At 38.9% G+C, this 25,889-nt stretch carries 25 protein-coding genes; 15 read left to right on the forward strand and 10 right to left on the reverse strand.

The genetic code is table 11. The annotated features are described in order from the left end of the window. Positions 1-41 precede the first annotated feature (41 nt). A complete protein-coding gene (locus JXQ92_RS12170; RefSeq protein WP_421986893.1) occupies positions 42-1,877 on the reverse strand; it encodes an ABC transporter ATP-binding protein in 1,836 nt (611 codons plus the stop codon). 36 nt (positions 1,878-1,913) lie between these two features. Continuing rightward, positions 1,914-3,572 carry a capsule assembly Wzi family protein gene (locus tag JXQ92_RS12175; RefSeq protein WP_421986894.1) on the reverse strand — a complete coding sequence of 553 codons (1,659 nt, stop codon included), beginning with the start codon at positions 3,570-3,572 and terminating at the stop codon, positions 1,914-1,916. A 158-nt stretch (positions 3,573-3,730) separates the two neighbouring features. On the opposite strand from JXQ92_RS12175, the gene JXQ92_RS12180 reads away from it, so the two are divergent. The 11 genes from JXQ92_RS12180 to JXQ92_RS12230 all read left to right on the forward strand — a co-directional run bounded on the left by JXQ92_RS12180 (position 3,731) and on the right by JXQ92_RS12230 (position 13,813). Next, positions 3,731-3,976: a type B 50S ribosomal protein L31 gene (locus tag JXQ92_RS12180; protein ID WP_421986895.1), complete on the forward strand. Its 246-nt coding sequence runs from the start codon at positions 3,731-3,733 to the stop codon at positions 3,974-3,976. A 276-nt stretch (positions 3,977-4,252) separates the two neighbouring features. Beyond that, positions 4,253-5,410 (forward strand): GlmU family protein, encoded by a 1,158-nt coding sequence (locus JXQ92_RS12185; protein WP_421986896.1) that lies wholly within the window; start codon positions 4,253-4,255, stop codon positions 5,408-5,410. Next, positions 5,407-6,528: an ATP-binding protein gene (locus JXQ92_RS12190; RefSeq protein ID WP_421986897.1), complete on the forward strand. Its 1,122-nt coding sequence runs from the start codon at positions 5,407-5,409 to the stop codon at positions 6,526-6,528. Before JXQ92_RS12185 ends, JXQ92_RS12190 begins: the two co-directional genes overlap by 4 nt. Before the next feature lie 86 nt (positions 6,529-6,614). Next, on the forward strand, positions 6,615-7,547 hold the full coding sequence (hemC, locus tag JXQ92_RS12195; RefSeq protein WP_421986898.1) for a hydroxymethylbilane synthase: 933 nt from the start codon (positions 6,615-6,617) through the stop codon (positions 7,545-7,547). Further along, the gene (locus tag JXQ92_RS12200) at positions 7,537-8,454 is read left to right on the forward strand and encodes a peptidylprolyl isomerase (protein WP_421986899.1); all 918 of its coding nucleotides are present in this window, start codon (positions 7,537-7,539) and stop codon (positions 8,452-8,454) included. Before hemC ends, JXQ92_RS12200 begins: the two co-directional genes overlap by 11 nt. Before the next feature lie 3 nt (positions 8,455-8,457). Beyond that, positions 8,458-9,327, forward strand: coding sequence for a peptidylprolyl isomerase (locus JXQ92_RS12205; protein ID WP_421986900.1), 870 nt, complete (start codon positions 8,458-8,460; stop codon positions 9,325-9,327). A gap of 32 nt (positions 9,328-9,359) precedes the next feature. Then, positions 9,360-10,238 (forward strand): peptidylprolyl isomerase, encoded by an 879-nt coding sequence (locus JXQ92_RS12210; protein WP_421986901.1) that lies wholly within the window; start codon positions 9,360-9,362, stop codon positions 10,236-10,238. Next, positions 10,239-11,138, forward strand: a complete 900-nt coding sequence (locus JXQ92_RS12215; protein WP_421986902.1) for an SDR family oxidoreductase — start codon at positions 10,239-10,241, stop codon at positions 11,136-11,138. A gap of 96 nt (positions 11,139-11,234) precedes the next feature. After that, on the forward strand, positions 11,235-12,623 hold the full coding sequence (locus JXQ92_RS12220) for a sodium-dependent transporter (RefSeq protein ID WP_421986903.1): 1,389 nt from the start codon (positions 11,235-11,237) through the stop codon (positions 12,621-12,623). A 66-nt stretch (positions 12,624-12,689) separates the two neighbouring features. Further along, complete coding sequence (locus JXQ92_RS12225; RefSeq protein WP_421986904.1) at positions 12,690-13,028, forward strand: MGMT family protein; 339 nt, start codon at positions 12,690-12,692, stop codon at positions 13,026-13,028. A 50-nt stretch (positions 13,029-13,078) separates the two neighbouring features. Beyond that, positions 13,079-13,813, forward strand: coding sequence for a TerC family protein (locus JXQ92_RS12230; protein ID WP_421986905.1), 735 nt, complete (start codon positions 13,079-13,081; stop codon positions 13,811-13,813). 11 nt (positions 13,814-13,824) lie between these two features. Here the strand turns inward: JXQ92_RS12230 and JXQ92_RS12235 are convergent, their stop codons facing one another. After that, a complete protein-coding gene (locus JXQ92_RS12235; protein WP_421986906.1) occupies positions 13,825-15,252 on the reverse strand; it encodes a sodium:solute symporter in 1,428 nt (475 codons plus the stop codon). An 82-nt stretch (positions 15,253-15,334) separates the two neighbouring features. On the opposite strand from JXQ92_RS12235, the gene JXQ92_RS12240 reads away from it, so the two are divergent. The 4 genes from JXQ92_RS12240 to JXQ92_RS12255 all read left to right on the forward strand — a co-directional run bounded on the left by JXQ92_RS12240 (position 15,335) and on the right by JXQ92_RS12255 (position 20,213). After that, positions 15,335-16,117, forward strand: a complete 783-nt coding sequence (locus JXQ92_RS12240) for an ion transporter (RefSeq protein ID WP_421986907.1) — start codon at positions 15,335-15,337, stop codon at positions 16,115-16,117. Further along, positions 16,114-17,562, forward strand: coding sequence for a hypothetical protein (locus JXQ92_RS12245; protein ID WP_421986908.1), 1,449 nt, complete (start codon positions 16,114-16,116; stop codon positions 17,560-17,562). Before JXQ92_RS12240 ends, JXQ92_RS12245 begins: the two co-directional genes overlap by 4 nt. 15 nt (positions 17,563-17,577) lie before the next feature. After that, positions 17,578-19,098: an FAD-dependent oxidoreductase gene (locus tag JXQ92_RS12250; protein WP_421986909.1), complete on the forward strand. Its 1,521-nt coding sequence runs from the start codon at positions 17,578-17,580 to the stop codon at positions 19,096-19,098. Positions 19,099-19,178: 80 nt separating this feature from the next. Further along, positions 19,179-20,213, forward strand: a complete 1,035-nt coding sequence (locus tag JXQ92_RS12255) for a hypothetical protein (RefSeq protein WP_421986910.1) — start codon at positions 19,179-19,181, stop codon at positions 20,211-20,213. Positions 20,214-20,217: 4 nt separating this feature from the next. Here the strand turns inward: JXQ92_RS12255 and JXQ92_RS12260 are convergent, their stop codons facing one another. The 7 genes from JXQ92_RS12260 to JXQ92_RS12290 all read right to left on the reverse strand — a co-directional run bounded on the left by JXQ92_RS12260 (position 20,218) and on the right by JXQ92_RS12290 (position 25,887). Continuing rightward, complete coding sequence (locus JXQ92_RS12260) at positions 20,218-20,937, reverse strand: phytanoyl-CoA dioxygenase family protein (RefSeq protein ID WP_421986911.1); 720 nt, start codon at positions 20,935-20,937, stop codon at positions 20,218-20,220. Continuing rightward, positions 20,922-22,460: a polyamine aminopropyltransferase gene (locus JXQ92_RS12265; RefSeq protein WP_421986912.1), complete on the reverse strand. Its 1,539-nt coding sequence runs from the start codon at positions 22,458-22,460 to the stop codon at positions 20,922-20,924. The genes JXQ92_RS12260 and JXQ92_RS12265 overlap by 16 nt, the downstream gene beginning before the upstream one ends. 37 nt (positions 22,461-22,497) lie before the next feature. Next, a complete protein-coding gene (locus JXQ92_RS12270; RefSeq protein WP_421986913.1) occupies positions 22,498-23,493 on the reverse strand; it encodes a DUF350 domain-containing protein in 996 nt (331 codons plus the stop codon). Continuing rightward, entirely contained in the window at positions 23,381-24,142 is a 762-nt protein-coding gene (locus JXQ92_RS12275; RefSeq protein ID WP_421986914.1) for a hypothetical protein, read from the reverse strand. The genes JXQ92_RS12270 and JXQ92_RS12275 overlap by 113 nt, the downstream gene beginning before the upstream one ends. Positions 24,143-24,218: 76 nt before the next feature. Further along, on the reverse strand, positions 24,219-24,761 hold the full coding sequence (locus tag JXQ92_RS12280; protein WP_421986915.1) for a DUF4178 domain-containing protein: 543 nt from the start codon (positions 24,759-24,761) through the stop codon (positions 24,219-24,221). A gap of 167 nt (positions 24,762-24,928) precedes the next feature. After that, positions 24,929-25,141: a hypothetical protein gene (locus tag JXQ92_RS12285; RefSeq protein WP_421986916.1), complete on the reverse strand. Its 213-nt coding sequence runs from the start codon at positions 25,139-25,141 to the stop codon at positions 24,929-24,931. A 38-nt stretch (positions 25,142-25,179) separates the two neighbouring features. Continuing rightward, positions 25,180-25,887 (reverse strand): PspA/IM30 family protein, encoded by a 708-nt coding sequence (locus JXQ92_RS12290; protein ID WP_421986917.1) that lies wholly within the window; start codon positions 25,885-25,887, stop codon positions 25,180-25,182. Positions 25,888-25,889 lie beyond the last annotated feature (2 nt).

Raw genomic sequence — 25,889 nt, forward strand, 5'->3', positions numbered from 1 at the left:
GGAATAAAATGATTTTATTTTAATAAAACAAGCAGACTGAATTAGATTGACTGCATGTTGATGAGTTTCTCATAAATGCCTTTTTGCTGAATAAGTGCTTCATGGTTTCCTTGTTCAACAATCTGACCCTTGTCCATCACTAAAATTGTGTCTGCATGCTGTATTGTGCTTAGCCTGTGCGCAATAACTAATGAGGTTCTATTCTTCATTAAATTAGTTAAGGCCTCCTGAACTAGTTTTTCCGATTCTGTGTCTAATGCTGAGGTAGCCTCATCAAGAATTAAGATTGGAGGATTCTTCATAATGGCTCTTGCAATGCTTAGCCTTTGTCTTTGTCCTCCGGAAAGCTTACCACCACGTTCACCTACACTCGTTTCATAACCGTTTTCCAGTTCCATGATAAAATCATGAGCATTGGCAATTTTAGCAGCTTTTACAATGTCATCGTGTTTGGCGTTTGGCATCGCGAAAGCAATATTTTTTGCCACCGTATCATTAAATAGAATCGATTCTTGTGTAACAATACCCATTAAGCTTCTTAAAGAATCAACTTCTATTTCCTTTATAGAAATACCGTCAATAGTAATGTCGCCCATAGTAGTATCATAAAAGCGAGGTACTAAATCGGCTAAGGTAGATTTTCCTGCACCGGAAGAGCCCACCAAGGCAATGGTTTGTCCCTTTTTAATGGTGAGGTTAATGTCTTTTAAAACAGCTTCCTTCTCATAAGTAAAACCAACATTGTTAAAATTGATGTCAGACTCGAAAGATGATTTTTTGACTGCTGACTCAGTATTTTGAATTAACGGCTTTTCATCAATCAACTTGAAAATTCTGTCTGCCGAGGCCATGCCCCGCTGAATATTACTAATTGACTGAGAAATACTTTTGGCTGGATTAAGGATTTGGCTAAACACCACGATATAAACCAAAAGCCCAGGTGCTTTCATGGTAGTATCTCCTTCCAAGACGAGGTTTCCGCCTACTACTAATAGGGTAGCAACAACTAAGATGCCTAGAAACTGCGATACTGGAGAGGCTAATTCATTTTTGCGCGCCATAGAAACGTTTATCTTCCTATAGGTGCGTGTCTCTGCTTCGAACAAGTTGCCCACATAGTTTCTGGCATTAAAGGCTTTGATCACCCGCATGCCGCCAAAGGTTTCATCCATTAGGTTCACGATTCTGCCAAGGCTTTCTTGGCTCAGTTTTGCCTTTTTCTTAAGTTTTTTAACAATCTCAGAGATGATCAAACCCATAATTGGGAAGAAAACTAAGGTAAAGAGTGTCAGTTTTACCGATGTGCTGAATAGAAATATCAGGTAGACAATGATTGTAGCTGGTTCGCGGAAGAAAACCTTAATTGAACTCATTAAGGTTACCTCAATTTCTTGGACATCATTTGTCATTCTAGACATGATGTCACCCTTTCTTTCGCCAGCAAAGAACCCCAAATGCAACGACGAAGTACTATTGAAAACCTTATTTCTAATTTTTTCAATTAAGTCAGCCCTCATATACCCCATAATTACATTAGATATATAGGTGAATAGGTTAGAGAGTAACGCTGATATCCCAATTACGATGCTGACATATATCAGCATACTACTTTGGCCATAGGTTTCGCGGAAACCGATCAACTCTTGATAAAAGGAAGCTTTTAAATAATCAATTCCAAAATCTAAACCCGTAGTATCTGCAAGTTCTGCAAGGTTCTTCCCATCATCGTCATTTTCAAATATTACGGTGAACAATGGTTCAAGTAATGCCAGATTGGTTAGGCTGAAAATGATTGCCAAAAGGGCAAAAACAATGTACTGAGGGAAGTACCTGTGATAAGGTTTGGCATATGAAATAATCCGACCGTAAGTACTCATAAGCAGTAATTAGGGCGCAAGTTATGCATATTTAAATCAGAATTCATGTTGTCTTTGCGGAAGATTCCAACGAAGCGAAAGCATGGTGATGAAGCTAGTTTTTGACCTGGCATTAATAGCACTGTCGAAATTCCTGTAGATATTCCTTAAATCGACGAATAGGTTCTGTACAAGCATGTATGACCCTGAAATTTCTATGTACGTGTTGGTAGTGGCAACACCTTGACCAATTGTATTGCCAAGGTTGCCAATTCGATCATCTGTACTTAGCTGTAGATTTCCTCCGTAATTCAATCCGTTTTCGTCTTCTCCAAAGTTGGTTCTTATGATTTTACCCATAATTGATAACTTATTCATTGGCTGATATCTACCAGCAAGCACGATTTCTTTGAAATTAGCTCCCATAGGGTGTGCTAAAGGATTCCGATAGTTTGTATAACTCAGTTCACTAGTTTCAGAGGCATAGAAATATGGTCTTGCCACGTTGTATTCTGCCTGTAAATCTAAGTTTGGAACATCAAACGCATCTATGTACTTAGCGCCTAACTGAATACCAAACTTATTTCGCCAATCGCCTTCACCACTTCTAAGTGCGTCTAGAACAAACTCATCTAGCATAAACTGGCCATAAAGCTGGTATTTACCTTTTAGGTTTACATTAACATCTAGTCCAATTAAGACATTGTCAGGACTTCCTTCTTGCTGCTCGATTGCTCTATAAAAGACTAATGGATTAAAGTAGTTAATGTTGGCCTTGCTAGATATAATAGTCTCAAACACACCAATTTCTAAGCTATTGGTAATGTTAACACCTAGCCTGTGCATGCTTAAATACTTCTTTGGGTAATCTCCATCACCTGGAGAATTGGAATTGGCAAAAATGATGTCAGCCGTTAGCTCACCAAATAAATTGGTATACTGAAATTTGCCAAGCCTAGTATTTATTTGGCCAAATAAGAATGGGCTGGAATAATCAGATAGCACCATTGACCTCAGGCCTTTGCCAATAAATTTCTTGTCATAACCAGCTTGAATGTCAATACTCTGACTTAGGTCGAAAGTGAAATAGCCTCTTGCATGTGTTAGGTCATATTCACCATCGTCTCGTTTCCAAAAGCCTTCATTCGGGAATGCATTTTTATCAAGAATGCTTTGTCTTACATAATATGGAAATACAGCTTGCGTGGTGGTTAAGAAAGTATAGAATCCGATTTTATCATCGATCATACCTTGAGCTTCGATCCCTCTAGTATTGGTGAAGACAGTGCTTATCGCATCCGGATCATTACCTATAGTGAACTCTGCTACTGGATTTATCCTAAGATTAAAGTTTTTTGTTTTATAGTAATAAAGGTCTGACTTCTTAGTGTAGAGAAGGTCCCACCAAGATTTGTCATTTTCATTGTAAGTTGAATTCGTCCACTCCCAGTTATCGTTCATTAAATATTCAAAATTGAATTTGTCCTGCGCTGAAAGCGAGTCATATTTTGAGGCTATGGCTAACAGAAAGTTTGAAAGATCTACCCTTCTGATAGGTTTGAAGGTGGTTTGGAGCAAGTTTTCTTGATTTCCATACTTAATCTGGAAACGGTCTATCAGGTGATAGTAATCTCGATTATATGGAATAAACGTACTTTGGGCTTGAACAAAACTTTGACAAACCACGATAAAAAGTAAAATGAGCAGCTTTTTCATAGGCGTATTGAAAATGAAAGATAGTGACTTGATTCGTTTCAACCAGAGATTAATCGCATGAGATAGATTTCTTTAATTTATAAAACCAATATGTTTGTGAAATATTCTACAAGTCACTACATTTGCAGTCCTTTTTGAGGGAAGTAAAATTTAATACAATGAAAAAAGACATTCATCCGGAATATAGCCCAGTCATTTTTTATGACACATCAAGTGAATTCAAGTTCATGACAAAGTCTACGATGACTTCAAGTGAAACTATTGAATGGGAAGACGGAAATACATATCCTCTTATTAAAGTTGAGGTTTCTTCAGCATCACACCCTTTCTACACTGGTAAGAAACTATTTGTAGATACTGCTGGTAGAGTTGAGAAATTCAACAAAAGATACAAGAAGAAGTAATTCTGTATTTGAAAAAATTAAGAAGCCTCCTCGATTGATCGGGGAGGCTTTTTCTGTTTATAAGAACTTGTCTTTTGGTCTATGGATCAATAATTTCGATCAACTTGTTGTTCGCTTTTACTAGCTCAGCATTACTGTTTTTCTCAAATTCTAGAATTTGATTAAATATCGCATTTGTATACAAATCGATTCTATACCTAGGTTGTTCAAGATCATTCTTTCTCAAGTTTATTTTATAGTAGTATATAAATTCTGAAGCTTTTCTATTTTTACTGAATGGATATTACTCTATTTGATTCTTCAGCCATAAGGCAGAATTTATTGCCTTTTACCTTTACTCGGCCAGTGGCCCAAGTCCGTATTGGTATTCTAAAGATTTCAGAAAAATGGGAGGCCTACGGATTCAGTATAGGTTACGAAACACAAGTATATCTTCAAGAAAAGTTTCCGAATAACGGTTCCGAATTAAGAATTAATGGTGCTTTATGTCCTAATGATGATCTAGTAAAAGCAATTAATTCACTTCAGAAAGACCAACGATTGATTTCTGGAGAAGAAGATTTAGCGGTTTATGGAGATGGTAGCGAGGCCATCAGTTTTGAAGGAGACTTCCGTTTAATCACTCAGCCTTGGGAAATATTTGGCTTTAATAAAGAGCAGATCGTCGCTGATTTTACAAAAATCACGGCAGGTAGAACATCGGCAGAAATTACAGACCCTCATACTATCGTTTATGGAAAAGAAAACCTCTTTATAGAAGAGGGTGCTAAAATAAAAGCAGCCATTATCAATGCTGAAGATGGGCCGGTTTACATCGGTAAAAATGCTCAAGTTCATGAAGGGACTATTATAAAAGGCGCTTTTGCTTTGTGTGAAAGTTCTCATATCAACATGGGAGCTAAAATTAAAGGAGATACGACTGTTGGTCCACATTCAAAAGTGGGTGGAGAAGTTAGTAATTCGGTGATTTTCGGGTTCAGCAACAAAGGGCACGATGGCTTTTTAGGGAATTCAGTTATTGGGGAGTGGTGTAATCTTGGCGCCGATACGAATACTTCAAACCTGAAGAACAATTATGCTCCAGTAAAACTTTGGAGTTATGGTACCAATAGATTCGCCAATACAGGTCTGCAATTTTGCGGGCTAATGATGGGCGATCATGCAAAATGTGGTATCAATACTATGTTTAATACCGGAACGGTTGTAGGCGTAGGATCGAATATCTTTGGGGCTGGTTTTCCGAGGAATTTTGTGCCTTCATATGCCTGGGGTGGAGCCAATGGATTTACAACATTTCAGCTAAGAAAGTTCTACGAAGTAGCCGCTGCAGTCATGAACCGTAGAGGCCTAGCGTTGGACGATGTTGAAAAGAATATACTATCGACTATTTTTGAAGCCACGGCTACAAACAGAGTGTGGGAAAATAAAGCATGAGATTCCAAGATATACCAGGGTTAGAAAGCACTAAAGCAAAGCTTGTTGAAGCAGTTGCGAACAATCATGTAGCACATGCTCAGTTGTTTGTAGGCAATGAAGGTTCTGCCAATTTAGCCATGGCATTAGCATTTTCAAGTTATTTAAATTGTGAAAATCGTACTGACGGCGACTCCTGTGGTGAATGTTCCTCTTGCGTAAAGAATTCCAAATTCGTTCATCCCGATGTAAATTTTGTTTTCCCTTCAGCAGCTACACCTAAATTAAAAAGAGAGGATGCTACCAGCGATAAGTTTTTGACAGAGTGGCGAAGCTTCTTGCTACAATCTGTTTATGGAAATGTGAAAGACTGGAGCAGTCACTTTGGTTGGGAAAACAAGCTTTTGATGATTCCGCGTCAAGAAAGTCGGAATATAGTAAAGGCACTTTCACTAAAAGCATTTGAGGGAGAATACAAGGTTATGATTATCTGGTTGCCAGAACTCATGAACGGGAATGCGGCCAATGGTATTCTTAAAATTCTGGAAGAGCCACCAGAGAAAACCATTTTCTTGATGGTATCGAGTGAAGCGAATAAATTATTGACCACCATTACTTCCAGAACACAGCAACTAAGAGTGCCTTCATTTTCAGATCAAGAAATCGCTGAAACCATTCAGTCAACTGGAGTTGAATCGGAACGCGCCGATCGTATTGCCTATATGTCTGAAGGAAGCATGCGCATGGCACTGCAAATGGTAGCAGGTGATGATAATGAAACCCAAGACTACTTTAAAAATTGGTTCAGACAATGTTTTACCTTCAATTTTCAAGAACTCACTAAAATGGCCGATGAATTTCAAAAGAAAGGCAAAGAGTTTCAGAAAGAGTTGCTTGGTGTGGGCACTAAAGTTATGAGAGAGGCAATTATCAGTTCTGCTTCGCTCGATAGCCTATCCAGAATACCAGAACAGGAAAAGGGATTTATTGAGAAGTTCGCTAGTGTTTTTACCCCAGAAAAAATAATGAGCGTAACACCAAAGCTAGACGAAGCGCAGTATCATATTGAGCGCAATGCAAATCCCAAAATTCTCTTCCTTGATTTATCAATGACGATTGGCCAAATTGCACGGGCTTAAGGTTGAGCTGTTAAAATGAAGTACATCCCTTAAGTATTTGATAATAAGTGGATTCCATAACAAAGGAAACATTCCAAAAACACGTCATGAGCATAAGAATAGGAACCAGAGGTAGCAAATTGGCATTATGGCAGGCACATCATGTGGAAAAAAAGCTGCAAGAAGCAGGTTTTGATACTGAAATTGTGACAATTGAAACAAAAGGGGATAAGATTTTAGATGTTTCCATTGCTAAGATTGGTAGTAAAGGTGTTTTTACTGAAGAAATAGAGGCTCAGTTAGAAAACGGCCAAATCGATATTGCGGTGCATAGCGCCAAAGACATGCAATCGAGTTTGCCAGATGGTTTCGAGTTGATTGCTTTTATGGAACGTGAAAAACCGAATGATGTAATTATCAGTCACAAAGAGAATATTGAAATGAATGGCACTACGCCTTTCGTTCTGGGCACTTCATCTACCCGCAGAGTCGCAACGCTCAAGCATATTATGCCTGCCATTGAAACAACGCCTGTTCGTGGAAACTTGCAAACAAGAATCCGAAAAATGAAAGAAGGCACCTGCGATGCCCTCTTATTGGCATATGCGGGCGTTCACAGAATGGGTTATGAAGATTTGATCGTTTGCGAAATGCCGCTTAATATGTTCATTCCTGCCGTTGGACAAGGGAGCGTAGCCATTGAAGTGCATCAGTCCCTTGATACTGAAAAGTCTAAGGCCATCCGATCTATCTTAAACCATGAAGAAACCGAACAATGCATTTTAGCAGAACGCGCTTTTCTCAAAGTGGTTGATGGTGGTTGTAGTATCCCTGTTTTTGCTTTAGCGCAGATGGATAATAACAAGTTGACTATTGAAGGCGGTATTATTAGTCTAGATGGAAGTGAAAAAAGGATTAAGAAATTTACTGCAGAAAGTCATACCGCTGATCAATTAGGAAGGCAACTCGCCGAAGAAATACTATCTTCGGGCGGAGAAAGAATTTTGAGAGAGATTAAAAATAAAATCAATGAAAAATAGATTAACTCAGGTTTTAATGGTGGCGTTTGTGGCGCTAATGATTGTAGGATGTGGAGGCTCAGATTCCTCTTCAGAAGCAATAGAAGGAAATGACTTTTTAGTCACTATAAAGACAGATTTTGGTGACATGAAGGTGATCTTGTACGATGAAACACCAGAGCACAAAGCAAATTTCCTGAAATTGACTAATGAAGGTTATTTCGATAACCTTTTATTCCACCGAGTGATAAAGAACTTTATGATTCAAGGTGGAGATCCTGACTCTAGAGGGGCGGCACTTGAACAAAGATTAGGAAGCGGCGGTCCTGATTATACGATTCCTGCAGAAATTAACCCTGATTTATTCCACAGGAAAGGTGCCCTTTCAGCGGCAAGACAACCAGATCAGGTTAATCCTCAGAAAGCATCAAGTGGTAGCCAATTTTACATTGTACACGGAAATGTTACGCCTAGAGCTCAGCTAGAAGGTATTAACCAGAACCTTATTTATCAGGCTTTCGGTCAGCTAATGCAAAATATGCCGAACGATCCTTTAGCCATAGAATACAATGAAGTAATGGCTAAATACCCTGGTAACAACGATTCTATTCAAGCCAAAGTAGATGCTACAATGGATCAGTTGAGTGAAAAAACAGGTATTAGGTTTGAAATGCCTGAAGATCAAATTGAGGTTTATTCAACTGTAGGAGGTTACCCTCCTTTAGATGGTGGTTACACTGTTTTCGGTCAAGTAATTTCTGGTTTGGAAGTAATTGATGCCATTGCCGAAGTTGAAACAAGAAACAAACAGGTTGAAGATCGCCCGCTAGAAGATGTAAAAATGAGGATCACTGTAGAAGAAATGTCTCGCGCGGATATTCAAGAAAAGTTTGACTATAAGTATCCTGTTACGGCAATTAATGAATAAGAGTTGAGAAGTTTTACCTCACTTCTTTTAGGTCTAATACTTTTATTAAACACTGAAGGCATTTCAGCTTTTCAGAAAAAAAGTAAGTTCGACCAACTCGTCACAATAAGCACAACCTTCGGTGAAATGAAGGTTGTGCTTTTTGATGATACCCCACTACATAAGGATAATTTTATCACCTTGGCTAAGCAAGGCTATTACGATAGTCTACTATTTCATCGTGTAATTAATTCTTTCATGATTCAAACGGGCGATCCAAATAGTAGAAATGCTAAGCCCAGGCAAAGACTTGGTAATGGAGGGCCTAGTGAGCGGATTCCCGCAGAAATCTTGCCCAATCATTTTCATAAGAAGGGAGCCTTGGCCGCAGCCCGAAAAGGCGATCAGACAAATCCGGAAAGAACTTCATCTGGAAGTCAGTTCTATATTGTACAGGGCAAGGTGATGGATGAAATGGAGCTAAAACGATTGACAAGATCCAATTTCAATAAAGCAATGGAAAGGCTACAAGGGATTAGCCCAGATCATGAGCTCCTCACTACATTCAGAAAGCTCTACGGCGCACAAGAAGAAGGTGCCTTAAATGCAGCTATAGCTGATAAGGCAGATGAAGTATTTGCCCTAACTGGAATTCCTGTTATCATTACTCAAGACAAAAAACAGGTCTATGCCACAACGGGAGGTGCCCCACATCTCGATGGTCAGTATACAGTTTTCGGAGAAGTAATTACTGGCCTAGAAATTATAGACGAATTGGCCAAAGTAAGTGTAGATGCTCGAAATAGACCTATTGAAGATTTAAGGATTATGATCTCAGTAAAGAGAATGAAGCGTAAGAAAATCACGAAGCTTTATGGGTATGTCTATAATTAATATCTTTAGTATACCGAATTTAATTCATCACTATGAAAATTTTTAAGCTCGCTTGCCTTATGGCAATGGTCAATGTTATTGGCTGTGCTCCAGCCGAAATGGACGATGTAGTTGTTATTTCGACCCCCTATGGAGATATGACCGCTGTTCTTTACGATGAAACACCCTTACATAAAGAGAACTTCCTGAAGTTAGCCATGGGAGGTATGTATGACTCTGTCATTTTCCATCGTGTGATCGAAAAATTCATGATTCAAACGGGTGATCTAGCAACCGGTAAACTTGAAACAGGAGTGAAATATAGACTCGATGCTGAATTTATGGCTGAAAAATATATCCATGAAAAAGGGGCATTGGCAGCAGCAAGAACTGGAGATGCTGGTAACCCTACTAAAAAATCAAGTGGGTCTCAATTCTATATTGTTCAAGGGGAGACTTTCGACGAAGAAGGTTTAAAAACCAGAGCAGATAGACGGCATTACCTTAAAGTCAATGGCTTATTTCAGCGCATGCTTAATTCTAAAAAATTTCCAGAGCTAACAGAGAAGTATAACTATCATTTAGAACGATCCAGAGAAGATTCAACTTACGATTTTCAAAAGGCACAACGCACTTTGATTTATAATTCAATGGATATTATAGAAGAGCGTTTCGGAAATCAAGACGATCCTGGGTATCCAGATTTCGCAAAAGAAATCTATGCTACAAAAGGAGGCGCACCTCATTTAGATGCAGAGTATACCGTATTTGGTAAAGTAGTGGAAGGTCTAGATGTAATCGATAAAATAGCTGCGGTTGAAAGGAACCGAAGGGACAAGCCATTGCAGGATATTCGCATGGAAATGAAAGTAATACCCATGTCCAAATCCGAGATTACAAAAAAGTATGGCATAACATATCCAGAGAAATAAATGAAGATTTTAATCACTGGATCAAACGGTCTACTCGGACAGAAACTCGTTAAGCTGATATTAGACAAGGGAAACGACGAGCTAATTGCCACGGCAAGAGGAGCTAATCGATTACCTTACTCGGAAGACAATTACATCTATGATAAAATAGATATTACAAACCGAGATCAGGTACTAACGGTTATTAAGTCACACCAACCTGATGTTGTTATCCATACCGCGGCAATGACAAATGTCGATCAATCAGAAACGGAACAAGACGATTGCTGGAAACAAAACGTGGATGCAGTTTCATACATGATTGAAGCGTGCGAGGCGGTTGATGCATTTTTGCTTCATTTATCTACCGATTTTATATTTGATGGGGCTGATGGGCCTTATGACGAGTTAGCAGCAGCAAATCCGATTAGCTTTTATGGAGAAAGTAAGCTTGCTGCGGAAAAACTCTTGCTCGCATCTAATGTAAAATGGGCAATAGCTCGGACAGTACTTGTATATGGCATAGCACATGACATGAGTCGATCTAATATTGTGCTTTGGGTGAAAAAGAGCCTTGAAGAAGGGAAGCAAATTAAAGTAGTTGATGACCAACTAAGAAGTCCAACACTGGCTGAAGATTTAGCCATGGGCTGTTATCTTATCGCCGATCAGCGCGCTGAAGGAGTATTTAATATAAGCGGAAAAGATTTAATGACGCCGTATGAAATGGCCATTGCTACTGCCAAATTTTTTAATTTGAGCACGGCTACTATGGAGCGAGCCGATGCTTCAACATTTACACAAACCGCTAAAAGGCCCCCAAAGACGGGTCTTTTAATTGACAAAGCGGTTAAAGATTTAGGGTATTCACCAAGGTCTTTTGTGGAAGGAATAGACATACTGGTTAGGCAGATGTCTTAAAATGGCCATCTAAATCAATTAGAATTGCAGTCTGCTCTATTTTGGATATATTGGTCTGTTACTTTTTAATCTCAACAAACCTTAAATACTAATCCTATGGCAGTAAATGCTTCTTCCGACAACCGCGGGCAGTGGGGATCCAAATTTGGGTTCATCATGGCAGCAGCCGGTTCAGCAGTCGGATTGGGAAACATTTGGCGTTTCCCTTACATTACAGGAGAAAATGGAGGAGGGGCATTTGTCCTCGTCTATTTGCTCTGTGTTATCCTAATTGGTGTTCCATTACTCTTTACCGAAATGGGTTTTGGCCGATTTACAAAAAAGAGTACCATTGGTGCATTCAAAGACACAGGGGCTAAACCTTTCTTTATGGGTTTAGGTGCTATACTGGCCCTTCTAGTAAGTTTCTTCGTGCTTTCCTATTATGGAGTTATTGCTGGGTGGACAATCGGTTATATCGGAAAATCTTTATCTGGATCTACTGAATCTTTTGCTGATTTCGCGGCAAACCCAACTATAACCATTCCTTTGATGGCTGCATTTACTTTGGTAACAATCTTTATTGTTAACAAGGGTATATCTGGAGGTATTGAAAAGGCTGCTAAAATATTGATGCCTGTTCTATTTCTTCTAATTGCTGTAGTGGCCATTAGAAGTTTGACCTTAGAAGGTGCTATGAAGGGTGTGGATTTCTATCTAAACCCCGATTTCAGTAAAATCACTGGCAATACCATATTAGCTGCGTTAGGGCAAGCGTTTTTCTCGATGAGTATTGGATGGGGTATTATGATTACCTATGGTTCTTACCTACCTAAAACTGCAAATATTGTAAGTAGTGGCGTTTGGGTTGGTTTTATGGATGCTGGCGTAGCATTACTTGCAGGATTCATGATTTTCCCAGCGGTGTTTGCTTATGGTCTGTCTCCTGAAGCAGGGCCTACATTGGTTTTCCAAGTACTTCCGGAAATTTTCTCTCAAATGCCTGGAGGAGCGATTATTGGTGCTTTCTTCTTTTTATTATTGACTGTTGCGGCATTGACCTCATCTATCTCTATGCTTGAAGTTCCGGCTTCTTACTTCATGGATGAAAAGAAATGGAGTAGAAAAAAGTCAGCCTGGACTGTTGGAATAGCATTGTTTATTGTGGGAATTCCTTCGGCACTTTCTTCTGGTGGTTCTGAGTTTTTTACAAACATGAGCGTTACGATCTTTGGTGATACATACAACGGGTTTATGGATATTCTCGACTATTTCTTCGGAACGTTCTTCATTGTAATTGTAGCATTAATTACTTGTGTTTATGTAGCATGGAAAATGCCAATCAAGAACATTGTTTCCGAAATTGATTTGGGCTCAAAATGGACAGCAGGGACTTTTGCCTCGAATGCGTTTATTTTCTTTATTCGTTATGTATGTCCAGTGGTAATTCTACTAGTATTGCTCAATATGATGGGTGTATTCGGCATCTTCGCTGGAGGCGGTTAATCACGAATTAAAATCAAAATACTAAAGTCCCTTCCCTTGGTTGGGACTTTTTTATTAGCTTAGAACATGGCAAAAGATCACTCCAATTTTTTTAATAATGTATACGACGTTGCTCGTTTAATCCCATCAGGACGTGTAACAAGTTATGGAGCTATTGCACATTATTTGGGTTCAAAAGGGAGTGCTAGGATTGTTGGTTGGGCAATGAATGCTTCCGGTATTCATGAAGACGTACCAGCGCATAGGGTGGTAAATCGAGCCGGAATTCTGACCGGTAAACATCACTTTGGGACGGTTAACCCAATGCAAGAACGATTGGAAGCGGAGGGCGTAAAGGTAGTTAATGATAAAATTCAAAACCTCGATCAAGTATACTGGGACCCTACCATAGAGCTCGCCCTTTAAATCATATATATTTGTTCCTAAATTACTCTACCAATTCTTTTTAAACTTAAATGGAAGTCTTACTTACCTCTGAAGGCATTATAGCCCTTTTAACACTCACGTTCCTCGAGATTGTGCTCGGTGTTGATAACATAATTTTCATTTCGATTATTTCTAATCGCTTACCGAAGGAGAAGCAGCGGAATACACGAAACCTAGGTTTGCTTTTAGCTTTGGTAATGAGAATTGGTTTGCTCTTAGGCATCAGCTGGATTATCGGTTTTACCGAGCCATTGTTCACTGCTTTTGAGCATGATATCAGTATTAAAGATCTAATTCTTATTGTAGGTGGACTGTTTCTAATTGGTAAAAGTACTACAGAAATTCATGAGTCGCTTGAGATAGATGAGCATGATGAAACAAAGAAAAAGGCTACGTCTATGGCTAAGGTTATACTTCAAATTGTAGCGCTAGACATGGTCTTTTCTTTCGATTCCATACTTACGGCAGTGGGTTTAACAGAAGAGATTTTGATTATGATAGTCGCTGTTATCATCGCCATGATTGTAATGATGACTTTCGCAGGTAGAATTAGCAGCTTCATTAATAAGAACCCTTCCCTTCAAATGTTGGCCATGTCATTCTTAATCCTGATTGGCTTTATGTTGGTGCTAGAAGGCATAGGTGAACATATACCAAAAGGTTATATCTATTTTGCTGTATTCTTCTCATTGGCGGTGGAAAGCTTGAATATGAGACGTCGAAGAAAAGTAGAAGCTGTAAAGTTGAAGAAGCGTATAAAGTAAACCGGTTCGGCTTACTTTTTCGATTTAGATATTGCTAAAAGACCTAGAAAAGTAAGTGCTCCATTGAGCGCTAGTACAAAGAACCCGAGCCAACCTCCTGTATTCATATCTATGATATAAGATAGGATAGGCGCCGAAATACATACGGCCAAAACGTACTTGTCGGTTACTATGCGCTTGGTCAGTAAGCCGAAGGAAAACAATCCGAGAAGAGGTCCATAAGTATAGCCTGCCGCGCGGAAAATAGAGTTGATCACACTATCATCGTTGATTCCATTAAAGATAAGAATGATGATAAAAAGCGCTACGGAGAAAGCAATATGTACTTTGAGTCTTATTGGTTTCTTTTCGTTTTCCTCCCTCTTTTCAAAGTTCAGAAAGTCTACACAGAATGCTGTAGTAAGTGCAGTTAATGCTGAGTCAGCACTTGAATAAGCCGCGGCAATAATTCCCAACAGAAATACTACTCCAGCAAAAGTTCCCAAGTGGTTTAAAGCCAATAAAGGGTATAATCCATCGGTTCTATCGGGGATGGCGATTCCATTTTGTTCAGCATATAAATACAGCAATGCACCAAGGCTAAGGAACAGAATATTGGCAATGATTAAGACCACACTAAACCAGAAAATATTCTTTTGGGCATCTTTCAAAGTTTTGCAAGTGAGGTTCTTTTGCATCATATCCTGATCGAGCCCCGTCATAACAATGGCAATTAAAGCCCCAGAAATAAACTGTTTAGGAAAGAAGCGAGCGTTACCCCAATCGAAGTAGAATATTTTAGACATTTCACTGGATTGAATCTCTGCGATCGTTTCGCCTAAACCCCAGCCTAGCTCTTTTGTAATAATGTATATGGTAGTGATTACTGCAATTAATAGAAATGATGTTTGTAAGGCATCCGTCCAGACTATCGTTTTGATACCCCCTTGGAAGGTATAAATCCAAATAAGAATAATTGTAACGGCTACAGATACCCAAAAAGGTACACCAAATGCATCGAACAGTGCTGTTTGCAGAACTATGGCAACCAAAAACAGCCTGAATGAGGCTTGAATCGTACGAGATAAAAGAAAGAATGCAGAGCCCGTTTTATAGGACCAAAAACCGAATCGATGCTCTAAATATCCATAAATAGAAACAAGGTTCAGCTTGTAGTAAAGCGGCAATAAGACTTTAGCTATCACGAGGTAACCAAGTAAATAGCCCAATACCACTTGGAAGTAAGAAAAGAAACTATTGCCAACTTCGCCTGGGACGGAAATAAAGGTAACGCCTGACAATGAAGCCCCGATCATGCCGAAGGCCACTAAAAACCACGGAGACTGTTTGTTAGCCGTAAAGAAAGTTTGCGAAGTAGCACCTTTCGATGTCACTCTTGCTATAACTACTAATAGTGCAAAATATCCGGCTATTAGACCGATTACCAAACCTGGGCTCATGAAATGTCAGTATTTGTATAAATTTCAATATGATTGATTTTTCCAGAGCCACCAAAGGCTTATAAATCTTTATCTTTCTGAAATGAGTAAGGCGACCAAACGTAAAGTTCTTAAAACGCTCGATCGAGCAGAAGAGGCAGACACCTTAAGTAAACGGTTTGACACGTTTATAATGACATTGATTTTACTCAATGTTGCTGCTGTAATTATTGAAACTGTAGACTCTATTCACGATCAATACAGTCTTTATTTTCAATATTTCGAAGTGTTCTCTGTTGTTGTTTTCAGTGCCGAATACCTTTTCCGAGTTTGGGCTTGTACCGTTTTAGAAAAGTATAAGCATCCATTATTTGGAAGGATCAGGTACATGTTCTCAGCTTCAGCCATTATAGATCTATTGGCAATCCTACCTTTCTACTTACCATTTGTTTTGAATCATTCAGATGGGCGAATCATCAGAATTTTGAGATTAGCTAGACTGGTGAGAATTTTCAAATTAGGCCGTTATTCACAAGCCTTAACGCTTATTTCGGATGTAGTAAAAAAGCGTAGGGAAGAACTTATAGTAACGTTAACCTTGTTAATCATCATGCTGATATTTGCTTCAACACTGATGTACTATATCGAATATGAACCTGATAAACCTGGTTTTCAGAGCATTCCTGAAACTATGTGGTGGGGTGTGGCTACGCTTACCACTGTAGGTTATGGCGACGTCTATCCCGTAACTGCTTTAGGTAAACTTTTGGGTGCAGCTATTGCCATTATGGGCGTTGGGCTTTTTGCTTTGCCAGCAGGTATTGTGGCAGCAGGATTCGAATCTGAATTGAAGAACAGAAAGAAAAAGGATAAGGATCAGGAATGAGTAATTTCTTCAAAGGATATGTAATCATCATTGGCTGGTGCATAGTGGGCTATTGTTTAGCATATCCTATGTTGTTGGCAAATTATTTCTACGAAAAGCCGCTCATCGACATTTCCGGTTACGTTCTGATTTTTATCAGTGCTTTGCTGCTGACCAGAAAGTTCTTGAAAGAATTGGCTGGATTGAAATACTTGGTTTTCGCCCTAATTATTCTACCATTAGCTTGGCTAAAGCTCGATTACTGGTTGTATTCGACTATAGATGCGCCACAGTTTGTGCTTTACCTAGAAGTGTTTACCCTCGGAATTTCTGCTTACGCGCTTTTTAAGTATCCAATTGTACCAAATGCAACGAAATGGACTTACTTCATTCTCGTTCCGTTTTTTATGGCTGGCTTTTTATTGAGTTTCTTATCAAAAGAACATAGTCTTTCTGAATTGCTTGTACTCTTTTTTGTAACTGGGCTAATTGCTTCACATTGGAAAGAACAGAGGGTTTTGTCGCTGCTTTCAGGTTTGGCGGTAATTATACTTTTGATAGGTGCAAACTATTTTGACCCTCCGAAATTCTTTGAGACCCAATCAAATTTTCACGATAAAGTAGTTTACTCATATACCACCGATCTTCAGCGAGTGGATGTTACAGAATGGAAAGGCGATCATTGGTTTTACACTGATGGTATTAATCAATTTAGTTCGATCGATGCATGGCTATTCTACGAACCTTTTGCTTACCCTGTGCTGAAACTGGTACCAGAAACTGATAATATCCTAGTAGTTGGTGGTGAGAATGGAATGTTGATAAACGAACTTTTTAAGGCGGGATTATCAAATATTGACCAAGTACCCATCGATGAAGAATTGCTTCAAATAGCAAGAGAAGAGGAGTTGTTTTTGCGTTATAACAACGACAATAAAACGCAAGGAATGAGCCAAATGATTTCCGATAATATCTTTGATTACTTGAATGCCAACTTGAAAAAGTACGACCTTATTTTTCTAGATGTTGCAGACCCCATTGACATAGAAAGGAATCAGTTTTTCACCAAAGAATTTTATGATTTGATCGGTGCACGACTGACTCCAAAGGGTGCCATGGTGACACAATCTGGTAGCCCTTATTTTGCCACAGAAGCATATGATATTGTTTTAAAGACAATGAGTGCTTCGGGGTTTAATGTAACGTCATTTCACAACCAAGTTTTAACCTTAGGAGAATGGTCTTGGGCCATTGGTTCATTAAACTTAAGTGCTACAGAAATGAAGAATAGGCTTACTGAAAGTAAATTTAACGAGTACCCTACAAGATGGTTAAATCAAGAAGCTATGCAAATGATGCTAAGTTTTGGCAAGCCTTCCAGGAAAACAGGAGAATTTAAAGTGAATACAATCAAAGCCCCGTTGCTTTACAAGTACTACTTAAATGGTAATTATACCTTCAAGTAACAGCCGCAATCGTATATGAAAAGAAGGAAATTTATAAAGCTCACTTCTCTGGCTACTTTGCCGATTATTCTGCAATCGTGCGACTGGAGCGAAGACACTAATGGATTTCCTATTACAGTTCATACAGACATCCATACGGGGCATCTTATTTTCAAAAGTCAAGGGTTTGAAAAAGGTGATTCTATTTCAGTAGAAACGGCAATCGTAGGTGGAGGAATAGCGGGTTTAAGTGCAGCATATAGCCTGAAGGATCGAGATTTTATGCTACTCGAACTTTCTGAAAAACTAGGAGGTACCTCTTCATTTTCAGCCTTGGGTAATACCACTTTTGCTCAAGGAGCACACTACGACTTGGCCTACCCTTCTAACTATGGCGATGAGGTTTTATCCCTTTTAGAGGAGTTGAAAGTAATTGAGTTTCAGCCTTGGAAAGACAGTTGGAGCTTTTCAGACAAACAATACCTTATTTCTAATGCCAGAAAAAACATCTGCTTTGAACAAGGCAGATTCCGTGGAGATGTATTAGTAGAAGGAGAGGAAAAGGAGAAGTTTCACCAAATTCTTAAGCCTTTTTACGGCCAAATGTTGATGCCGAGCACTATGATTGACGAAAAACATTCGGTGCTTAATGAAGTCAGCTTTTTCGACTATTTAAATGATCGAATGAATATTTCAGATAGATTTAAGCGTGGTTTAGACTATCATATGCTCGATGATTGGGGAGGTACTACCGAACAGGTTTCCGCACTTGCCGGCATTCATTATTTCACTTGCCGGCCATACAATACACAAGTCGTTGACTTGTTTTCTCCTCCGAGTGGGAATGGTTATTTCATAGATAAAATGAGAGATCAACTACCAAATGATAGATTATTGACCAGTCATTTAGTCAAGTCTGTAGAAAAAGTAGCGGATGGATTCTTAACTGAGGTTATAGATATTGAAAATAATCTTGTAAAAACAATTAGCTCTAAAAACATTATTTATGCGGGCCAGAAGCATGCACTTAAATACATTATGCCCGACCAGTATGAACTGTTTCAAAATACAGAATATGCTCCTTGGTTGGTGTTGAATTTTGTTATGAAAGATGGCATCGAAAAGAAAGGGTATTGGCAAAATGAAATGCTTACGGACGATGAAACCTTTATGGGTTTTGTAGACTCGGACATGCAGGAAACGAATGATTCTGATAAAAGAGTACTCACCGCATATTATTGCCTACCCTCATCATCGAGAAACGATTTAAAGAATGTAGAAGCCAATCGTGAAGTGATAGTCTCGAAAACGCTTGGGTACTTGAACGAATACTTCGAAAAGGATTTGACTGATCTAGTGGAGCACGTATTTATCAAGGTAATGGGGCATGCCATGCCTATTCCAAAACCCAATTATCTATTCTCTGATAAAAATGAAAATCGTCTTTACGAAAACATGACCTTCGCTGGGGTAGATAATGCAAGACTCCCGTTATTGTTCGAGGCGATGGATTCAGGAATCCAAGCGGCTAGATTACTTGGGGACATGGATTGTTAAACGGGCTTTTTCCATGATGAAAATGTGGGTTGAAACAAGCCTAATTGCTATCTTGAAGGATATTAATTAAATCTCAAAATATGTATTTCAGTGCCAGGGTATCAATCGACCCTTCCCAACTTACAAAGATAGAGCGTGTTGAGCCTGATGAAATGTTCAGGAAGTTTCTTCACTATGTAACGTCAGGGGCCACGTCTAAAAAAGTGGAGCACGAGACGTTTACCACCGTATCGGTATTGCAGCAGTTGAACAGACTATTTTGGGAAATAGATATCAATAACATTATCCGCCTTTCTCACGACGACATCGATATTTACTACGATAAAGAGGGTAAGAAGGATGATTTAAAAGATGCACTTGATGCTTATGAGTTAACCATCAATGATGCGATGTCTCATCATTTCAAGACGCTACATATGGTTTTGGAACATGAGGACAGCAACTTTATTTACCTCATCGAAATTGATATAAATCGAACTCATGCAGTAGGCGTATATCCAATCGATATCAAAGTGAATGCTTTGATGAAAGAATTTCGAAAAAAGGATGGAGAGAACGAAGAAAGCGTCAAAGCGAAAATGAAAACTCGCTTTTCTGGCCAAGAAGTACTGGATCAGTTTGTTCAGGAACAGCACCTAGCCTTTGAGACATTCATCAACGACATTGGCTTGAGGATTAGAAAGCACATGAAAATCGATGATGTTAAGGTGCAAGTTGACAAACGCGTGGTTATGCCTAAAACCAAAGATCGAAAACCTGTTTTTAAAGGAAGACGGAAGAATCCATCTAGAGAATACGATCCTGTGTTTGATGGCTATCATGGTTTTGGCGATATTTTACTCTATAGTTTTCTTTGGTCAACCTTGTTGCAGGATCACCATATGCACGTAAGTGATGTTACCCTGGTTGGAGATAATGCCGACGTTTTAGGTTCTATTGGTGCGGAAGGAATTGATGCTGGAGATGCAGATTTGTTCAATGCCGATATGGATTTTGATACTGTAGGAGCCGATAGCCTAGGTGATGTTGGTGGGTTTGATACAGTAACCGACGCCGGTTCAGACGGTAGCTGGTTTGACTTTGGCGACATGGATGTTGGCGGGTTTGATATTTAAAAGATTAGAAAGAGATTTTTTCAAACCACTCCAAGGAATCTTTTAATTCTTTATTGCAAAGTTCAATGTGAATTATCCTTCTTCGGTTTGGGATTGTTGTTTTGTTCGACGCATGAAAAAGTAAAGGCTTCATAAGTAATACATCCCCTGTGTTGGCATTACAAAATTTCTCTTCAAACTGTTCTTTATGTATAGACTCACTTTTTTTAACTCCAGACAAATGACTTCCACTTAGAACTTTTAAAGATCCAGAAGATTCATTACACGTGTCTATGTGGATCCTGAGTGTTATGGTTTTTTGGAGTATTTCTAAGTAAGGTCTCACTGAATAACTGTTACTCCGTTCTATCCAGTGTTTATATTCTTTGCTCTCGGTATAATTTTTGACGTTTATTGAAAGATCTTGATGATAAGAAACAAACCAATTTTGATCTAATGGTTTACTAAAGTAGATCGCCTTAGAAATGAAGTAGTCTTTACCAGCATAAACTTCAATGATATTCTTGAAAGTGGGAGTTAAAATCAACTCTATTAGTTCAGGAATTTCTTTAAATAGATGACGTATTGCATAGAATGATTTTTTTTCGTCTGGCTGATTTTTTGAAATGTAAGTATCTATCTTTTTCGAAACTTTCGATAGTGATTCATCAGAAAACACAGATTTTAAAATAGTAAATCCATCCTTTTCGAATTTGTTAATCTTTTTTGCTAGTAAAGATCCCATTTCCCTTTCAAGTAATATTTATAAAGAACCGGATTGTGAATTCGGTTAGTCTCCACTGGTTTATCATCATCCGGGAATACTTTCTTGCCGAAAGAAGTCATCAGAGTCATGGCTTCTTTGTTAATCCATTCGGTAGTAATATCGTCAAAACGTAATGCTTGAAGCGTTCTTTTCACTTGTTCCTTTTCTCCACTTTTTACGCCTAAAACCCACCCCCATTCTCCTAAAGTAACAACCTGATTATGAAGTGGTGCTGTAGTAAACCCAGCTTCAGTCATTGTTTGGTCAATGCAGTTAAAGGCTCTGGCTGCATAATAAGGAGAGCCGGCTTGCGTGGTAATTACACCATTTGGCCTGAGATGATTGTAACATAACTGATAGAATTCATAAGAATAAAGTCTTCCCAATTCAACTGTTTTGGGGTCAGGTAAATCAATTATTACGGCATCATAAAATTCATTGTTCGCTTCTAGCCAAGTAAAACCATCGGCATTGATAATCTCTACTTTTGGGTCGTTCATTGAGCTCTGGTTCATGCTCACTAACCAATCTTGCGTTTGACCAAGTTCCGTCATTCGAGGGTCTAAATCGACCAAAGTAATCTTTTCTACTGAAGGATATTTCAGAATTTCACGGACAGCGCCACCGTCACCACCACCCATAACTAGAATATGTTTCGGATTCTTCAGTAGCCCCATCACAGGATGTACCAAAGGTTCATGGTACATAATTTCATCAATAGAACTCAATTGTTGGTTGCCATTAATAAACAACCAATGCGCTTCTTTTGATTGTGTAATGACGATACGCTGATACTTGGTTTGTTCAGAAAAGACGACTCTATCTTTATAGCGCAGTTCTTCTCCAAAATCTATTATGCTTTTCGCCCAAATGGCACCCCCTCCAATAATTACGACTACTCCTCCGATCATCACGATTAGTCGAGTTCGGTATTTAGAGTCAATAGATTTCCAAAGAATGTAGATGAGCAAGCAAGCGACTAAAAAGTTAATGCTACCTAGAATAAATGGGGTATAGGTAAGACCTAAATATGGTAAACCGATAAACGCGAAAAATACCCCACCGAGTAAACTACCGTAGTAGTCTTTCTCCATAACCGATGAGACATTGATTTTGAGTTCTTCGTGTTCATCGTTCAATCGCATCACAATGGGAATTTCCATGCCGATTAACAAGCCGACGAGAATGCTCATACCATATATGATAACCGTGTTATCGCCATAATAGGCTGATGATAAATAGGTGATTACAGAAACAAAAGCGGTGAGAAGAGAAAGCGTAAATTCTATGTAAATGAACCGCTGTAATAAATCTCCTGAGATATAACGACTTATGCGACTGCCTAGTCCCATTGAGAAGAGCATAATGGAAACAATCATCGTCCATTGAAATACTGAATCTCCTAAGAAATAGGTGGCCAATGTAGAAAGCACATACTCGGCTACAATACCAGAGAGTCCTGTAGCAAATAGGGCTAACTTAAGTATGTTGGATTTCGACATTTACAGAAATTCTCCCCGCTTGAGGATTAAAAGAAACTTACAGTGCCCAAGTAATTAATACCGAGCCACCGATATAGGCGAAAGCTTCTACAAGAGCAGCACCATTATTGGGATTTTCTTGATTTACAATTTCGTCAGTTAACTTTCTACCGGGCAGTAAAATCTTGTCAGTAAGTAACCGAGCTAATGGTAAAAACGCCAGTCCTATGGCAACATCAATCGCCACATCTTCAACGGTAATCAACCAGCTTTCGAAATCATGCATTAACGCGAATCTTATCAAATTGGCAATGGCAACCATAGCACCAGCCATAGCGATACCTACAGCTACATTATCCTTTTCAATTTCTCCGTGAACATCGTAAGGCGTAATAGCAATGTATACTTTGGCCGTGATGTATAGAAGTACTTGACCTAGGAGCCAATAAAGAATGCCTGTCACGATAGGTCCACCGAAACCATGTCCTTCGCCATGTATGGCACCAAGAACAATTAAGCCAGTAGCTACCGCATTTGCACCTTCAATAACACCCGTTCCTACGTTCCGATCATCAAGAATCTCCTTTTTAACACTGAATTTATTAAGGATAAGCTTATCGTTTATTAGCAGGGATAGGTTCAAGAGAATAATGGTCAATAAACCATAAACCCCCATGTCCATTAAATCTAACTGCCATCCGTTTGATTCCCCATAAACAGCAGCGCCCAGTGCAATCACTAGGCCGATATAATATCCAACGTATGCTACAGAAAAAGCAAAATTGTCTTTTACGACTAATTCCTCTGCTACTTTAATCTTTGGGTGAAAAAGTTGATAAGCGACCTTACCTATATAGAAAAGTATAAATGAGGCAGCTAAATATAAAATTGAATAGATTATTCCGTCAAGGTATTCCATAATTGTCAGTGTAGGTTGAAGCTTATTTTCCGAATCCTCCGCCTCTTGAACGAGAACTTGAACCGCCGTATCTGGATGATGATCTAGATGTTCTTGAACTTGCGCTACTAGATCTAGATGTTCTACTATTAACACGGTTTTTAAAATTTGAACGATTGCTGCTCCAAGTAGAATTTGGTTTAGAAGTTCTATTATAATTACTATTTGTGCCGTAGTATGAGCCTCCAGTAGTAGTTCTTGGGCCATAGTAAGAACGACCTCTTCCGTAATAGTTTCCTCTATAATCGTTATAATAAGATCTGTTTACAGGATAAGTGAACATCCTAAACATGGAAGACATGAAAGCATATTTGCCATAGAATTCCCAAAAGCTTCCGCCATCTCTCTGAACCCAGTTGCCATATTTTTCATTGCCTACATAGTTGTTATAACCTGGAGGGCTAACATCTTTTACGAGTTTGCCATCTTCTCCCCTTGAGGCCAGTTCCATACCCATGTCCTCTACATGTTTTTGAAATTGGCTTTCAGACACTTGCATCCACTCAGTGGTTCGTTCTTCAGGTTGACCTGGTGTCTTCTCTTCGATAATTCTGTACTGATGGAAGTAATCCTCAAAGAAGTTACCCTCCACATTCATATCGTATAGTTCAATTGAAAACACCCTATCAGCAGGCATATCACGAATGATATCATCTAAAGGGTTTTTTACGAATTTTTCTCGTCCACCACAACTCGCCACAACGAGTAGAAGTAGTACTAGAGAAGCTGATTTTGCGTATTTCATAAAATAGAATTCTTGCTTAATTGTTGTGCAGATTCAAGTATAGGCAGACAAGTTAACTAAAACCTGTCAGACAACCCTATGCATCTGGTGTGATATTAGATATCTCAAAATGTTGAATCACATTACCTGCCGAAGCTTCAAAGTTACGTTCATCCCATTGTGTAATTGAAATGCAAAGGGTTTCTTCCTCATTCAAGTAGTCGTAACTGATCAATTCTTCCCATTCAGAGCTCTTAGCCGTAACATCATTAAAGTAACCAGCAGAATCTTCATCTAGAAGGTATTTTGTACCCTCATATTCAAGTTCTGCTGGGGCCTCTTTTTTGCGAATTTCTTCCCGAATACCATCACCGAGCTCTTGCATCTTTATTGATTTGGTTATGCTAAGATCTAGCTCTCCGTTATCCGAAACACTCAAAAACGCTACTTCGTCACCCGAATCAATTTTGTATTCCTTAGTAAATATATTTTTGCCCCAATCATATTGGTATACCTCTTTGACTACCCAACTTTTCAAGTTATAGTCAAACACAAAACCCTCATCCAAGTCTTTCACACTTAAATTGGTGACATCGTACTTAGGTTCTTTCTTCTTTTTCAGAAAATCAAATACTCCCATGTTAGTCGATAAATACTTTTCTGATTAGGTAAAGGATTCCTAAACCGATAAACATAATGATGCCTACCTTAAATAGAAAACTAAAGAGGAACCCAAAGACAAACACAATGACAATTATTGCCAGAACAGCTTTAATTAAATTTCCCATATAACTTAAACTTCTCATCTCACTGATTTAAATACTGATTAATGTGTAAAGTAAGGGCGGTCATACTACTGCCGTAAAGTACAGGTACTAAAACGGCGCTGTGTACGACTTTCCTAAAACGACTGCTCATTTCTATTCTTCTTCCACTGACTTGCCAGATGGATAGAAGTGCCACTACAATACCTAATGTGAGGCTGATATATTTTGAGTATTTTGACTTTTTTGCAATCATGACCGAAGATTGTTGTGGTTGAATAAACTAAGAATGGATTACTCCATTCCCAGTTTATTTTTCAAAGCAGCAAGGCTATCTGACGCCTTCGCCTGGTTTTCACCACCTTCAAGGGCTTTGTCTATTTCGTCGTCAATAGATTTACTCTCATTGGCAATCTCTCCGTAAGACTCAGCTAATGCTTCGTCTTGAGCAACCTTGTCTTTCATGCGTTCTAGCATTGTAACTGTGCTCGAAGAGTCAATTTGAGCCATTTGCTTGTTAAGCTTCTTAGTAGCTTCACTAACTTTTACACGAGCTTTCAAGGTTTTCAATTCGTTCTCGTACTTACTGATAGTAGATCGAATTTTCTTCACATTCTGATCCAACTGACCAATATTTCCTTCAAATCGATTTACTTCTTCTTGAGATCTTGTTGCTTGCTCTAATTCTTCTTCTTTCTTCACTAAGGCCTCACTAGCCAATCTATCAGCATCAGCTGCATCGATATCGCCGTTCTGGGCTTTCTTCAAAAGAAGCATAGCCTTGTTTTCATAATCTTTGGCTTTGTTTTTTGAAGTCTGAAGATCGTTGCGAGAGCGAATGGCCATCGCTTTAACTTCAGCAAGTGCTTTTAAGCTTTCGTCAAGATCTTTTTTCAAATCTCTAATGCCTTGCTCGGTTAATTTTATAGGGTTCTCTAATTTATCTAAAGCAGAATGTGTCTCTGCCTGACCCATTTTGAAAATTCTTTTGAATACGTTCATAT

The organism is Roseivirga sp., from assembly GCF_049099775.1.
In the GTDB taxonomy this organism is placed as follows: domain Bacteria; phylum Bacteroidota; class Bacteroidia; order Cytophagales; family Cyclobacteriaceae; genus Roseivirga.